Source organism: Leptolyngbya sp. FACHB-711 (assembly GCF_014695615.1).
GTDB lineage: Bacteria > Cyanobacteriota > Cyanobacteriia > Elainellales > Elainellaceae > Leptolyngbya_A.
Genome location: NZ_JACJOR010000434.1, coordinates 16,375 through 30,182 on the forward strand (window position 1 = coordinate 16,375; position 13,808 = coordinate 30,182).

Below are 13,808 nucleotides of genomic sequence, written 5' to 3' on the forward strand. Positions count from 1 at the left end.
TCTCCCTTAGGCCGAGAGCTTAGACTCTTCTTCTGTTAGGGGTACATCGATCGATAGCAGTTCTGCCACAGGTGTATTGGCGATTGTCCCGTCGGAGAACTGCGACGCAGCCGAGATTGGCAGCACCGAGGCTTCAGAGCGGCTGGGAGCAATCCACCGACTCGCTTCAGCCAGAGCATGAAACTTACCACATAGGAGAAGCCGATCGCCAATTTGCAGGTCGCTCTCGCCGTGGGGAAAGCTGATGAACTTACCTTCGCGCCGGATTGCCTGCACTAGAATGCCAAACTGTCTGCGGATATGCAGATCTGCCAGCGTTTTGCCAACCACCGGGCTGTCTTCAGGAACCAGCAGCCACTGACAGGACGCATTCTCGGTCGGAATTGCTGCCTCGCCTCGTGCCAATTCAGTCAGTGCTACCAGCTCACTTGGTTCGCCGACTATCAAAAGCCGATCGCCTTCTTCGATAATAGTTTTGGGTTCTGGATAGTCAATTTCTTCGCCGTGGGCGCGACGAATTGCCATCAGACTGACTCCTGTAAGGCGGCGCAAATTGGTTTCTTCCAGCGTCATTCCGGCTAAGGGTGACCCGGCAGGTAGACTGACCCACTTGCTGTTCATATCTCTGGCTGCCACTTCCAAATCATGCGACACTTGACGGGGCGATCGCTCCGATCGCAGATCGAGATAGTGGGAGCTGCGAATTTGCTGTGCCTCGCGCTGAATAATCGGCAGGGGGATGCCCAGCCCAGTCAGAAGATGGCTGGATAGCTCCAGGCTTGCTTCAAATTCTGGCTGCACCACTTCTTTTGCGCCAAGCTGATACAGCAGTTCAATATCCTTATCCTGGTTTGCTCGCACAACGATATCCAGATCCGGCGCGAGTTCCAAGGCACGCTTAATCGTGAGGCGAATGCTCATCGGGTCAGGAAGGGCGATCGCCAATCCTTTTGCCTGCTCGACTCCGGCAGCCTCCAGCACATGCAAACTGGCAGCATTGCCATAAACATAAGGAATTCCCGCGTCCCGAAGCTGCTGAATCACCTGCTCCGACTGGTCGATCACCACCACAGACTGGTCATGGCTTTGCAAAAGCTGCAAAATATTTCGCCCGATACCACCATAGCCACAAATCACTAGATGCCCCTGTCGCGGCAGATTCTCAGGCACCTCCATTGGCTCCTCGCCCCCATCCAGCAACGCTTTCAACCAGGGAACTGCATCTGCCCAAACGACCAACTGAGGCACCAGGCGCAGCACAAAGGGCGTAATCACCAGCGTTACCGCAGTCGTTCCCAGAATCAGCAAATAGACACGGCGAGAAACTAATCCCAAAACCTGACCCTTACTGGCAAGCACAAAGGAAAATTCCCCGATCTGCGATAGCCCCAGTCCCACAATTAGCGAGGTTTTTAGCGGATAGCGGAAAGCGCGAACCAGCGGGGTTACAATCAGGAATTTGCCAATAAACACGATCGTCACCAGTCCCAGAATCAGCTCCAGGTTGTTCCAGATAAACACTGGGTCGATCAGCATCCCAATCGCCGCAAAAAACAGACTGGCAAAAATATCCCGAATCGGCTCCACGTAGGTGAGCGTCTGGTCGGCGTATTCCACCTCCGAGATCATGAGTCCAGCGATGAACGCTCCCATCTCGATCGATAGCCCCAGATACTCAGTCATCAGCGCAATGCCGAGACAGAGGGCAACTACCCCCAGCAGAAAGAGTTCGCGGCTTTCGGTTTTTGCCAGAAGGCGCAGCAGGGGAGGAATCAGCCAGATCCCGGCAACGATCGCCCCACCCGCAATCAGAGCCGTTTTCAGCAGGGCAATGCCCACTGCCAGCCCAATTTCCTCAGACGGACGGTTAAGCGCGGGCAACACCGCCAGCATTAGCCCCAGTGCGAGATCCTGCACGACCAGAATTCCCAGCATGACGCGCCCGTGAGCGGTTTCGGTTTCACCCTTTTCCATCAGGCACTTCAGCACCACTGCCGTCGAAGACAGCGACAAAATCGCGCCTAAAAAGACTCCCTGGGTTGGAGACTCCACCCAGCCCACACCGATCGCCACCAGTGTCGTCACTAGGATTGTGGTGAGAATTTGCAGACCGCCGCCGCCCAGACTAATGCCCTGAACTTTTTTCAGCTCCGCAAAGGAAAACTCAACGCCCAGCGCAAACAGCAGAAACGCCGCGCCAAACTGTGCCAGGGTTTCCACCTGAATTAGTTCTTTCACCAAGCCGAGTCCCGCTGGACCAACGATCGCTCCACCTAGCAAATACCCAAGCAGCACGGGCTGTCTCAGTAATGCCGCCAGCAGCCCCCCGCCTGCCGCAGCCGCAAGTACCACCACCAAATCGACAATCAGCCGAAAGTCTTCTTGCACAGGTTTCTTATCAGAGTGAGAAAAAAGTTAAAGTCTTTTAATCTAAAGCATACAGACTTTTCCGTGCCCTGGGGATCTCCCTTACAAGGATTGCGTGATAAAACCTGCATTCTGGTTGGAACTCTGGGGCAAAAATGCTAATCTTCTGTCCAAAATGCCCTATCCCTCCTCACACCCTATGTCCTACCTTGTTTCTCGCGCTGGCTTAGTTCGGCGTTTTCTGTGGAAATTTCGGCTTCAGCTTGGAATTTTGCTGAGCAGTGCGGCGATCGTTCTCTGGCTTTCGACTCCGGCGCACGCAATCCAGGCGCAGATCACTCCAACCAATCCTCAGCTTGGCGATACCCTTTCCGTTGTTGTGCAGGGCGATGGGGCAACTGTTCCCACCGTCACTTTTCAGCAAAAAACTTATCCCACCTTTGCGATCGGCAATAACCGCTACCGGGCACTCTTGGCAACCACGCCGCTCGATCGTCCCGGACAATTGACGATCCAGGTGAAAGCAGGCGATGCCGTGCAAAATCTGGCAGTCCAGCTCCGCAGTCGATCGTTTCCGAGTCAGAGTATCTGGGTGAGCGGCGGCGGCTCCGATGGCACGAATGCTGAATTCGATCGAGTGGATGCGTTTAAGGCGATCGTCTCTCCGCAGAAATTCTGGAACGGAGCATTTGTGCGTCCGAACCAGGGGGAAATTACGTCCGTGTACGGAGTTCGCCGCTACTATAATGGCGAGTTTGCTCAGGACTACTATCACCGGGGCGTAGATTACGCCGCTCCCACAGGTGATCCGGTAGTGGCTCCAGCGGCGGGGCGAGTTGCGCTGGTCGGGCGTGAAGCTGAGGGTTTTCGGCTGCACGGCAATACGATCGGCATTGATCACGGTCAGGGAGTGACGAGCATCTTTATTCACCTCAGCCGGATCGACGTGAAAGAAGGCGACTTTGTGCAGTCAGGTCAGCGCATTGGCGCACTGGGCGCAACCGGATCGGCAACAGGACCAAATCTGCACTGGGGGCTAAATGTGCATGGCGAGTCCGTAGATCCCGTGCCTTGGCGATACACGGGCTTTGAGTAATGCTCATTTAATCTTCACTGAATGCGGTTTTTAGCGATGTGATTTTTGTTAGGAGGCGGGCAAGCTAGAAGCACAGCAAGCTTTCAAGCAGCTCGCGATCAACTCAATAACGGCTCGAATTGAAATACCAGGCTGAAACTACCGCATTTCCAGGAAGAATTCTATGAGTATCGAGAAAATTGTTGAACAGGCTCTTGAAGATGGCTATCTCACGCCTGCAATGGAGGCTGAAGTGGGGCGCATCTGCGATACGACGGCTGAACTGTCGATCGAAGAGTACATGGCACTCGATCGCTTAATGGGAGCCTTACTCACCGGAGAAGTGGTGGCAGTGCCGCGCAAGCAGTTTATTAACTTGATGGAAGAGCTAGTGCTCACGGAAGCGATCGCCCGCGTTGCTGAAATCGAAGCTGCCAGCGATTGCACCCTCGATCTGGGCGATATTGCTGCCTACGCGCTCAACCGCCTGCCGCCGCTCTATGCAACCACCGAAGAAGGCGCAGACTATCAGCGGTTCCGTGCCAGAGAGGAGCTTCAACCCCTGATTGAAGAGCAAGTCAAAGAGGCGATCGCTTGCAACCTGAATCAGCCTGTCTTCTTCCCAGAGCGACAGGCAATCGCTAAAAATAGCGGTAGAGAACTTTTAGACCAGGTGAGCGACCTGCTCAAGACCTATGCCTATCAGTTTGAGGCAAAAGCATCTTAATGCCATGATCTGGATGCCATTCTGATCCTGCACGGGCTGTAAACGACTGCATGAATTACTGGTTAATGAAATCTGAGCCGTCGGTCTACGGCATTGACGACCTAAAACGTGATCACCAATCCCTGTGGGACGGGGTGCGAAACTACCAGGCGCGTAATTTTATGCGGTCGATGCAGGTGGGCGATCGGGTGTTTTTCTATCACTCCAATACCACGCCTCCCGGCATCGTGGGGCTGATGCAAGTCGTACAAGTGAATCTCGCTGATCCCACTCAGTTTGATCCGCAAAGCGAATATTACGATCCCAAGTCAACCCCCGACAGTCCCCGCTGGCAAACCGTTCAGGTGGAGTTTGAAAAAAAGTTTACCCAAATCCTCAGCCTGGAAATGCTGCGGCAGCAGTTCACCCCCGAAGAACTCTCGGTTATTCGTCAGGGAAATCGATTGTCAGTCATGCCGGTGGAAAGGGCGATCGCGCAAAAAATTCTGAGTCAGGTGCAGATCGTTTAGGCACAGTTCACTAGCTTTTGATTGACTGGCTTTTGGAAGCTGTTTAAGAAGTATCGGAAACCCTGCATCGCCCCTAAATTCCAAACTTTGGGAAGCTTTGAGCAAGCAAGGTAATCAGAATTTTCAGACGTGATTCAATCAAACCATTGCGGTTCTTGCGGTTTGGAGTCCTGTCATCACGGCTGAAGCGATCGCTGTCCAGCCAACGATACCTCCTTGAGCGCGAACCATTTCTAGCGTCGCCTGCTTAAATTCGGGGAAATAGCTTTCGGTGCAGTCTTCAACCATCAGGCATTCATAGCCGCGATCGTTGGCTTCGCGCATCGTCGTTTGCACACAGACTTCGGTTGTAACCCCTGTAAACAGCAAATGGGTAATGCCGCGCTCCTGCAAAATCGACTGAAGCGGCGTCGCGTAAAATGCGCCTTTTCCAGGCTTTTGAATCACAATTTCGTCAGGGAGCGGCTGAAGCTCTGGAATAATGGCATTTCCCGGTTCATCTGCGATCAGAATACGTCCCATGGGTCCCGCGTCGCCGATCTTGAGTGTGCCTTTTCCTCGATCGCGCTTTGCCAAAGGACAGTCGGATAAATCTGGTCGATGACATTCCAGCGTGTGAATTATAGGTAGACGGTTTTCCCGAAAACAGGTCAGCAGCGATTTGAGCGTAGGGACGATCGCCTGAAGTCGCGTGACATCGTTACCCAAGGCATCACCGAAGCCGCCCGGCTCTAAGAAATCGCGCTGCATGTCAATGATTACAAGTGCCAGACGATTTAATTCATCAGGAAGGCTGTACGGATAGGGCTGTGCATTAATTAAGGTCATATTGTTTCCAGAAAAGAAACTTTATTTGCTGGGAGAACCTGTCAGAGCGGTTGCCATACCCAGCCCAATGTAGGTTCCACCTGCGACATACTTTTGCGTTTTACGAAAGCGGCGATTTTGGCTGAGCCAGCCACCCAGCGTTCCTGAAATGAGGGCATAACCGCTGTCGATTACGTTAGCAACAAGGGTGAACACTGCACCCAAGAACAGCACCTGCGCCAAAACACTTCTCGTTGGATCGATGAACTGCGGCAAAAACGCGACAAAGAACAGAGCGGCTTTCGGGTTCAGGGCGTTGACGACGAATCCCTGAGCAAAGATTTGTTTAAGGCTTTGGGGTTTTGGCGTTTGGAGGGTGGGGTCAGGCGATGGGAAGCCATTCCCCCTTTGAGGCGATCGATCGAGGAACTGCTGAATTCCCAGATAGATCAAATACGCCGCACCCAAATATTTAACGACGCTAAACGCCAGAGCAGAGGACAGCAGCAATGTTGAGATCCCGAGTGCGGCTGCCGCAATATGCACCAGATTCCCCGAAGCAATGCCCCAGGATGAGACAATGCCTGCTAATCGTCCCTGATGAATGCCTCGCGCCACAATGTAGAGCGTTGCAGGCCCGGGGATGAGGGCAAGGGTCATGGCAGCCAGGGAGAAGAGAAGGAGGGAGGTGGGGGGAAGGGACATGGATGAGGATGGAGAGATGGAGGGGGAGGAATTTAGAGGGTTAGGGTTAGTGTCCTGCCATGCTGTGGCTGATTTGGGCAAAATCGGCAGTAGCAGTGGGACTTTCGTAGGCGAACTGTCCGCCGCTGATCACGATAAGGCGATCGGAGAGGGTGAGCAACTCGTCCAGGTCTTCGCTAACCAGTAGAACCGCGACACCGCGATTTCGGGCTTCAACGATCTGGGCATGAATGAATTCGACAGCAGAGAAATCTAAGCCAAAGCAAGGGTTTGCCGCAATCAGCAGATTGATTTGCTCTGAAGATAACTCTCGTGCCAGGACTGCTCTTTGCACATTGCCGCCGGAGAGATTGTGAATTGGCGTTTCGGGAGAAGGGGTTTTGACAGAGAACTGTTGAATCAGCCCGACTGCCGCCTGCCGAATTGCCCGCAGAATGAGCATGATGCCTTTGGATTGCGGGGGGCGATCGAAGGTGCGGAGTGCCATGTTTTCAGCCACACTCATGTGAGGCACACAAGCATTGCGAAGGGGTTCTTCGGGCAGCACAAAAACGCCCTGCTGGGCAATGTCAGTGCGGGTGGCGCGGTAGGGTTTTCCGTTGACTAGCACCTGTCCTGCGGTTGCCGATCGCTGACCTGCCAGCACTTCCACCAGTTCTTTCTGTCCGTTACCCGATACGCCTGCAATGCCGACGATTTCGCCTTTGTGAACGGTCAGGTTGACTCCTTTGACCGCTTCGACGCCGCTGTCTTTATCTGCGTGCAGATCGATGATTTGCAGCACAGGAGTTTTCTGTTCCTGAGGCGTTTTGGGCACTTCTCGCGGTTCGCGACGTTCCCCCATCATCATTTCTGCCATGTCTGCCACGGTCAGGTCAGAAACATAGCCATGTCCGGCAAACTTGCCTTTGCGAAGCACGGTCACTTCATCGGCAAAGGCGGTCACTTCCCGGAACTTGTGGCTAATCAGCAGCACACTCAGCTTTCCGGCGGTTACTTCCTGGCGAATCAGCCCCAGCACTTCATCCGCTTCGTCGGGGGTCAGCACCGAAGTCGGCTCATCCAGAATCAGGATTTTGTTCTTCAAGTAAAGCTGCTTTAGGATCTCAAGCTTCTGCTTTTGTCCAGCAGCAAGCTGGGCGATCGGCAAATCGAGCGGAACCTGGAATGGGGCACAATCCATAAATGCTTGCAGGCGATCGAACTCCTGTTTCCAGTTGATCAGCCGCGAACCGTGTGCCTGGGACAGCACCAGATTTTCTGCCACGGTCATCGCCGGAACCGACGTGAAATGCTGGTACACCATGCCAATGTGGTATCGCTGGGCATCGCGCGGACTCTCGATCGATCGCGCCTGTTTTTGAAGCAGCACTCCGCCTTCATCAGCGCGGTAAAAGCCCATAATGCACTTCACAAGCGTACTTTTTCCGGCTCCGTTTTCGCCCAACAACGCATGGAATGTGCCGGATTTGAGCGAGAGGGAGACGCGATCGAGGGCAACCAAGCTCCCGAATCGTTTGGTCATATTAACGACTTCGAGTTCGGGGGGTTTTTCGGTTTCGGCGATCGATTCAAGGGCAGAGATAGTGGTTGTCATGGGGTCAGTGGGGGAATGGATTCAGGGAGAGAGGGGAGTTAGGGGGAGACGGAAAGGAGGATGGAGGATTCGATCGCTTCCAGGACAGCCTCGGAGGTGGAGACCGCACCGAAGACCCCGCCCTGCATCGTCACCATTTTGAGGGCAGCGAGGTAGTTGCCATAGTCGGTTGCACCTGTGCAGTCGGAGAGGATAAGGCATTCGTAGCCGCGATCGTTTGCTTCGCGCATCGTTGTGTGGACGCAGACATCAGTGGTGATGCCCGTGAGAATCAGGTTTTGGATACCTTTGCGCTTCAGCAGCAGATCCAGATCGGTCGCGTAGAAGGAGCCTTTGCCCGGTTTATCGATGATCGGTTCGCCGGGAAGGGGAGCAAGTTCGGGGATAATTTCCCAGCCAGGTTCGCCTCTAACCAGGATTTTGCCGCAGGGTCCGGGATCACCGATGCCTGCACCGATTTGCCGCGATCGCCACTGCTTGTTCTCCGGCAGATCAGATAGATCGGGGCGGTGTCCTTCGCGGGTATGGATAATGTGAAAGCCCGCTTCGCGCATGGTTTTAAGCAATCGCTGGAGAGGGGCGATCGGTGCACGGGTGAGGGACAAATCATAGCCCATACGATCGACGTAACCACCTTCACCACAGAAGTCGATCTGCATATCGATGATAATCAGGGCGGTGTTAGCAGGGCGGAAGTCACCGTTGTAGGGGTAGGGATAAGGGTCGGCGGGGAGGAAGATACCCATAGTTGGCAAAAGTTTTAGTTGGCAGAAGTTTTAGTTCGTAGGATGGGTTAGCGAAGCGTAACGTATGGGTTTCAGGGCTTTGGGGGCGATCGGACTAAGCAGGGGTTAGATGGGATTAGCGGTTCTACATTGCCCCCTAAATCCTCCAACTTTGGGGGACTTTGAAACAGTTAGAACTGCCTGTTACAAGCTACCTGTTACAAAAGGAATGCCTGCATTGGTTCGGTTCCCCCCAGAATTGGGAAACGAAGGGGGCGGCGCGGGTCAGGATCATCCCTTTTTGAAACATCTTCCCTGGAGATTTCTGTTAGTGAGAAGGCTCTGGAACCGAAGCAGGCATTCCTTCGTAGGTGCGGGTGGGAGCGGGAAAGCCACAGGATGTGCCGTCGGTGTGGACGACTGAATCTTCCCAGGGAAGGCGATAGTTGCCGTTAACAAGATCCTGCATATAGGTGTAGGGGCAGTCCTGTGCGCCGCCTTTAACTGCCACATAGCCACGATGTCCGAACTGGTAGATGTTATTTTCGACGCTCCATTGCTGACGGGCTTCGCGTACCAGATCGGGGCGCAGTTCTGCGGTAATAATCTCATCCGGGCGGTGGCTGCCCATCACGAGCGGCGTGCCGTCGAAGTTGACAAACATTCCTTCGCCCATCGAGTCAAACGTGCCGTCGCTGCCACACATACAGACCGAAGCGGTGTACATCAGATTACAGAAAGCGTTTGCTTGGTTGGTGATTTGCCAGGAGTGGCGAATTGGAGCTGTGTAGCCTGCGGTGCGAATCATGATTTCTGCGCCTTTGTAGGCACATTCTCGCGCCATTTCGGGGAACATTCCATCGTGGCAGATGATAAGGGCGATCGTGCTGCCATTGGGTCCCTCACAGACCGGAATTCCTAAATTGCCTGGCTCCCAAGGTTCAACCGGAACCCAGGGATGCAGCTTACGGTAGTAGAGCTTAAGTTCGCCTTTGTCGTCAATGATGATGCCGCTGTTGTAGGGGTTGCCCTGCGGATTGTATTCCATGATCGAGAAGCAGCCCCAGATTTTGTTGTCGCGGCAGGCTTGCTGAAATGCCCCAACTTCTGCGCCATCCAGCCGACACATGATTTCTGGATTAGTGTCCATTGAGAGCCCATGCAGCGAATATTCCGGGAAGACCACCAGATCCATCGTCGGCATATTTCGTCTTGCTTTTGCCACCATGTGGCAGATGCGCTGCGTTTGCGCTGCCAGATCAGCGGGCGTGACGACGACGGGAAGCTGAAGCTGCACCAGTCCCATCACGACACCATTCGGAGTTTTGTTTAAGCCACCCAGTCCACTCATGATTGGATTCCTCAGAGTTACAAGAATGAATTCGATCGATCGCCCCGCTAATTCTCCATGCCCAATGCCCCTGGTGCGCCAAAGAGCGATCGTTTGGGAGAGCAGGTGAAGATCATAATGAACAACGTCAGTACATAGGGCGCGGCATTGAACAGGTAATAGCCTTCCTTGATGCCCACCGATTGCAGGGCCGGTCCAAGCGCCTGTGCGCCGCCAAACAGCAGCGAAGCCCAGAGACAGTTGACTGGATTCCAGCGGGCGAAAATCACCAGCGCGACCGCCATCAAGCCTTGTCCGCTTGAAATGCGCTCTGTCCACACGCCCGGATAGTAGAGCGATAGTGCCGCGCCGCCGATGCCTGCGAGAAAACTGCCAACAATCACGCTGATTAGCCGCACTTTGAAAATCGAGATGCCCATTGCTTTCGCTGCCTCAGGGCTATCCCCGGCTGCCCGGATGTAGAGGCCCCAGCGGGTCGATCGAAAAAACCAGCGCATTACAGGAGCGATCGCCAGCCCCAGCAAAAACAAAGGACTAACTGCCAGCGCAGACTGTACTGCCGGATTACCGCTCCAGGCTCCCAGATTAAAGGTGGGCAACTGCGGTGCAGAAGGCTGAATAAACGGCTTTCCAAAGAAAAAAGCGAGTCCGCTGCCAAAAATAATCATGGCAATGCCGACCGCCACATCGTTGACCCGAAACTGCTGCGATAGCCAGCCGTGAATGCAGCCCAGAAACGCTCCTGCTAATCCTGCCGCTAGCACTCCCAGCCAGGGCGAACCTGTGAGATAGGATGTGCCGTAAGCCGCCATTGCACCCAGCAGCAGCGTTCCTTCTAAGCCAAGGTTAATTTTGCCGCTCTTTTCGGTCAGGCATTCTCCCAGGCTGACAAACAGAAAGGGTGTGCCGCCGCGCATGGTTCCTGCAATGATCGCCAGCGGAACGCCCCACCAGCCAAGTGCCTGCGTAACTTCTGTAGTCATCGATCGACTCCTTTTAGATGCTGCGGGGTTCAGGTGGGAACAGTGGGACTTTGCACAGTCGGGGCAGGGGGCGGGGAAGCCGGACGCTCCTTAAAAAAGGCAAACTTGCCAAATAGGGAATCGCTGTACAGCACGCAAAGGAAGATAATCCCCTGGAACACCAGCACGGTGGCATCGGGTAGATTGTGGGCACGCTGAAGAATGCCGCCGCTTGCCAGAATGCCGCCCACTAGCAGCGACACCAGCACCGCTGCTAAGGGATTGTGTCTTGCCGCAAACGCGACGAGAATGCCGCCATAGCCATACCCGACGTTCAGGGATTCATTCGCTGCGCCCTGCACGGCTGCGACTTCCACCATGCCTGCGAGTCCAGCACAGGCTCCTGCCAGAAAGCACACCATCAGCGTCAGCTTGCCGACGGGAAGACCTGCAATCCGCGCCGCTCGAATGTTGCCGCCTGCCGTGCGTGCCGCGAAGCCAAACACCGTGCGCTGCATTAGAAAATAGGTAATGATGCAGGCGATCACGCCAAACACCAAGCCCCAGTGAACTCGCATTCCCGGAATCACGCTTAGCATATTCACTTCTGCCAAGGGATAGGTCGAGGGTTTGTTGAGCGAGTTGGGGTCGCGCATCGGTCCGCCCACCAGATGACTCAGCAGGGCGATCGCAATATAGTTCAGCAACAAACTGCTAATCGTTTCATTTACCGCGCGGTAGTGGCGCAGCCCACCTGCAATCGCAATCCAGATACCACCTGCGATCATGCCTGCGATCGCCATGCCAATTTGAACGATTGTGGGCGCAACCGAGGTTCCCAGTCCTAAACCGATCGCCACTGCCGCCAGTCCGCCGACCACGAGTGCCCCTTCGTTGCCAATGATCACCAGTCCGAGTCGAGCGGGTAAGGCAGTACAGAGGGACGACAGCATCAGCGGAGCCGCCCGGATCAGCGTATTTTGAAACGTATTCCATCGACCAAAGGCAGATTTCCAGATCGAACCATACACGGCGATCGGGTTTGCGCCCACTGCCGTACAAAAGACACCAAACAGCAGCAGCCCCACCAGAATGGCAGCGATCGGCAAACAGACTGCTTCGAGCGTTCTTCGCCAACTTTGCATAGGGTTAAGGGAAATGATAACTGAGTGAAATGTTGAGTTCTGAAGTCTCACAGGATGCGTTACGGCAATGCCTAACCCATCGGTCTTCCAAGCGATAAAAAAGCGGGCTTGTTTGGATGTATCCCACGATCTGTAAGGGTGCGTTAATGCTTGGCGGGTGAGGCGTTACACTGCGTTAACCCATCCTGCGACTACAACCTACTAACCGAGCAGAGGCTTGATTAGCTGCCGATCGACCCAATCACTCCTTCCACGAGGTAGTTCATTTCCTCCAGTTTGGGATCTTGCTGCTTTTGGTCCTGTCCGGCAGGGATAATCACATTGCCTTTGTTGTCCTTCAGTCCGCCCTTATAAATGACCATGCTGCCGTCCATAAACTGGGCTTTCACGGCATCGGCTTTTTGCTTTGTTTCCGAGCTGACTGCCGGACCATAGTCTGAAACTTTACAGAATCCATCTTTCAAGCCGCCCCGCAGTAGATGGGGAATGCTGCCATCGCTGAGGGTTTTGCCTGCTTTCACATCCTGAGTGATGCGCGAGTAGATATTCGTCCAGTCCCACTCTGCGCCCGTAAGATAGCCTTTGGGAGCCAGCGCAGACTGATTAGCATGGTAGCCCGAAGAGAAAATGCCGCGCTTTTCGGCGGTTTCCATCACAACTTTGGGGCTATCCACGTGGCAGGTGATCACGTCAATGCCCTGGTCTGCCATGCTGTTTGCGGCTTCGGCTTCTTTGATCGGCTCTGCCCAGTTGCCTGTGAAGACCACCTGCGTCGTGGCAGACGGCTTGACGCTCCGCGCTCCCAGGGTAAAACTGTTGATGTTTCGTAGTACTTGCGGAATCGGCTTTGCCCCAATGAAGCCCAGTTTGCCCGTCTTCGAAGTCAGTGCGGCAACAACACCTGCCACATATTGCGCTTCATCGATGTAGCCAAAATAGCTGCCGACATTCTTGGGATGCGTCCCTTCTTTGTAGAGCCCGCCTGCGTGGAAGAACTGTACATCTGGGTATTCCGCTGCCATCTTGAGAATGTGGGGATCAAAATAGCCAAAGGAGGTTGGAAACAGCACCTTCGCGCCGTCGATATCGATCATGTTGCGCATTGATTCAGCAACGGCTGTGGTTTCAGGCACATTTGCTTCTTCGAGCAGCTTTACACCTGGGACTGCCTTCGCCGTGCCTGCCGCGCCTTGGGCATGTGCCTGGTTATAGCCATAGTCATCCTTGGGGCCGACGTAGATAAAACCAACGGGCAATTCCTCAGCGCCCCCGGCTGCACTGCCACCCACACTGGCCTGATTCGTTGTGCCAGACGGACTACAGCCCGTGCCCAACTTTGCAGTGATGCCAAAGGCAGTGGTTGCTAGCAGACCCCGAACAACCTGACGACGCGATAGACCAAAATACTTTTTACTACTCACTAGCCCAATCTCCAATGTGCTTGCAATACTGATCCCGACAAACTTGTTCCCGACTGCCTGTTGTCCCGATTCACTGTTATGGTTTCAGGATTAGAGCTTCCCTAAACTCTTCTCGCCGATCGCCCGACGCGACTTTTTTTCAGCCAATTGCCCTTAAGGGAAACTGCTTTGCCTCGCTCTCATTCCGACCTCACAGGGCTCATGGCAACCTCTTTCAAAGCCTGACCCCACACTGCTGTATCCAGACATTTCTACAGCAGCATTATATTTATGCTGTCCTTGTTCGTTATCCTCTAAAGCAGAGTGAGATTCGGTAGCAGAGAGCACAATCTAAAAGAGGAGACAGTAAATCCTTATCCAGAAACGATCGCAGCGGTTCCCCGTTAGGTAATCGAATAGGCAGTAATTCAGAATCCT

12 protein-coding genes are annotated in these 13,808 nt (G+C 54.1%); 3 read left to right on the plus strand and 9 right to left on the minus strand.

The window, feature by feature from the left end:
- Positions 1 to 6 precede the first annotated feature (6 nt).
- Complete coding sequence (locus H6F80_RS19305) at positions 7 to 2,388, minus strand: cation:proton antiporter domain-containing protein (RefSeq protein ID WP_190793145.1); 2,382 nt, start codon at positions 2,386 to 2,388, stop codon at positions 7 to 9.
- 178 nt (positions 2,389 to 2,566) lie between these two features.
- Between H6F80_RS19305 and H6F80_RS19310 the strand changes: the two genes are divergently transcribed.
- The 3 genes from H6F80_RS19310 to H6F80_RS19320 all read left to right on the plus strand — a co-directional run bounded on the left by H6F80_RS19310 (position 2,567) and on the right by H6F80_RS19320 (position 4,678).
- Positions 2,567 to 3,463: a M23 family metallopeptidase gene (locus H6F80_RS19310; protein ID WP_190793146.1), complete on the plus strand. Its 897-nt coding sequence runs from the start codon at positions 2,567 to 2,569 to the stop codon at positions 3,461 to 3,463.
- 163 nt (positions 3,464 to 3,626) lie between these two features.
- Positions 3,627 to 4,169, plus strand: coding sequence for a late competence development ComFB family protein (locus tag H6F80_RS19315; RefSeq protein WP_190793147.1), 543 nt, complete (start codon positions 3,627 to 3,629; stop codon positions 4,167 to 4,169).
- A gap of 50 nt (positions 4,170 to 4,219) precedes the next feature.
- Complete coding sequence (locus H6F80_RS19320) at positions 4,220 to 4,678, plus strand: EVE domain-containing protein (RefSeq protein ID WP_190793148.1); 459 nt, start codon at positions 4,220 to 4,222, stop codon at positions 4,676 to 4,678.
- Between the two features lie 138 nt (positions 4,679 to 4,816).
- Here H6F80_RS19320 and H6F80_RS19325 read toward each other — a convergent pair whose 3' ends face one another.
- The 8 genes from H6F80_RS19325 to H6F80_RS19360 form a co-directional block, all read right to left on the minus strand.
- The gene (locus tag H6F80_RS19325) at positions 4,817 to 5,506 is read right to left on the minus strand and encodes a cysteine hydrolase family protein (RefSeq protein WP_190793149.1); all 690 of its coding nucleotides are present in this window, start codon (positions 5,504 to 5,506) and stop codon (positions 4,817 to 4,819) included.
- Between the two features lie 21 nt (positions 5,507 to 5,527).
- A complete protein-coding gene (locus tag H6F80_RS19330) occupies positions 5,528 to 6,145 on the minus strand; it encodes a LysE family translocator (RefSeq protein WP_242067454.1) in 618 nt (205 codons plus the stop codon).
- Between the two features lie 91 nt (positions 6,146 to 6,236).
- Positions 6,237 to 7,787, minus strand: coding sequence for an ABC transporter ATP-binding protein (locus tag H6F80_RS19335; protein WP_190793151.1), 1,551 nt, complete (start codon positions 7,785 to 7,787; stop codon positions 6,237 to 6,239).
- Positions 7,788 to 7,825: 38 nt separating this feature from the next.
- Positions 7,826 to 8,533: a biuret amidohydrolase gene (biuH, locus tag H6F80_RS19340; RefSeq protein WP_190793152.1), complete on the minus strand. Its 708-nt coding sequence runs from the start codon at positions 8,531 to 8,533 to the stop codon at positions 7,826 to 7,828.
- A gap of 307 nt (positions 8,534 to 8,840) precedes the next feature.
- Positions 8,841 to 9,863 carry a formamidase gene (locus H6F80_RS19345; RefSeq protein WP_190793153.1) on the minus strand — a complete coding sequence of 341 codons (1,023 nt, stop codon included), beginning with the start codon at positions 9,861 to 9,863 and terminating at the stop codon, positions 8,841 to 8,843.
- A 47-nt stretch (positions 9,864 to 9,910) separates the two neighbouring features.
- Positions 9,911 to 10,846 carry an ABC transporter permease gene (locus H6F80_RS19350; protein WP_190793154.1) on the minus strand — a complete coding sequence of 312 codons (936 nt, stop codon included), beginning with the start codon at positions 10,844 to 10,846 and terminating at the stop codon, positions 9,911 to 9,913.
- A gap of 29 nt (positions 10,847 to 10,875) precedes the next feature.
- The gene (locus H6F80_RS19355) at positions 10,876 to 11,970 is read right to left on the minus strand and encodes an ABC transporter permease (protein ID WP_190793155.1); all 1,095 of its coding nucleotides are present in this window, start codon (positions 11,968 to 11,970) and stop codon (positions 10,876 to 10,878) included.
- Between the two features lie 221 nt (positions 11,971 to 12,191).
- Complete coding sequence (locus tag H6F80_RS19360; protein ID WP_190793156.1) at positions 12,192 to 13,391, minus strand: BMP family ABC transporter substrate-binding protein; 1,200 nt, start codon at positions 13,389 to 13,391, stop codon at positions 12,192 to 12,194.
- Between the last annotated feature and the right edge of the window lie 417 nt (positions 13,392 to 13,808).

What these genes read in the sequence shown, in the direction of transcription:
- H6F80_RS19310 (WP_190793146.1), top strand. Translation starts at nt 2,567, where the DNA reads ATGTCCTACCTTGTTTCTCGCGCTGGCTTAGTTCGGCGTTTTCTGTGG.
- H6F80_RS19315 (WP_190793147.1), top strand. Translation starts at nt 3,627, where the DNA reads ATGAGTATCGAGAAAATTGTTGAACAGGCTCTTGAAGATGGCTATCTC.
- H6F80_RS19320 (WP_190793148.1), top strand. Translation starts at nt 4,220, where the DNA reads ATGAATTACTGGTTAATGAAATCTGAGCCGTCGGTCTACGGCATTGAC.
- H6F80_RS19325 (WP_190793149.1), bottom strand. Translation starts at nt 5,506, where the DNA reads ATGACCTTAATTAATGCACAGCCCTATCCGTACAGCCTTCCTGATGAA.
- H6F80_RS19330 (WP_242067454.1), bottom strand. Translation starts at nt 6,145, where the DNA reads ATGACCCTTGCCCTCATCCCCGGGCCTGCAACGCTCTACATTGTGGCG.
- H6F80_RS19335 (WP_190793151.1), bottom strand. Translation starts at nt 7,787, where the DNA reads ATGACAACCACTATCTCTGCCCTTGAATCGATCGCCGAAACCGAAAAA.
- biuH (WP_190793152.1), bottom strand. Translation starts at nt 8,533, where the DNA reads ATGGGTATCTTCCTCCCCGCCGACCCTTATCCCTACCCCTACAACGGT.
- H6F80_RS19345 (WP_190793153.1), bottom strand. Translation starts at nt 9,863, where the DNA reads ATGAGTGGACTGGGTGGCTTAAACAAAACTCCGAATGGTGTCGTGATG.
- H6F80_RS19350 (WP_190793154.1), bottom strand. Translation starts at nt 10,846, where the DNA reads ATGACTACAGAAGTTACGCAGGCACTTGGCTGGTGGGGCGTTCCGCTG.
- H6F80_RS19355 (WP_190793155.1), bottom strand. Translation starts at nt 11,970, where the DNA reads ATGCAAAGTTGGCGAAGAACGCTCGAAGCAGTCTGTTTGCCGATCGCT.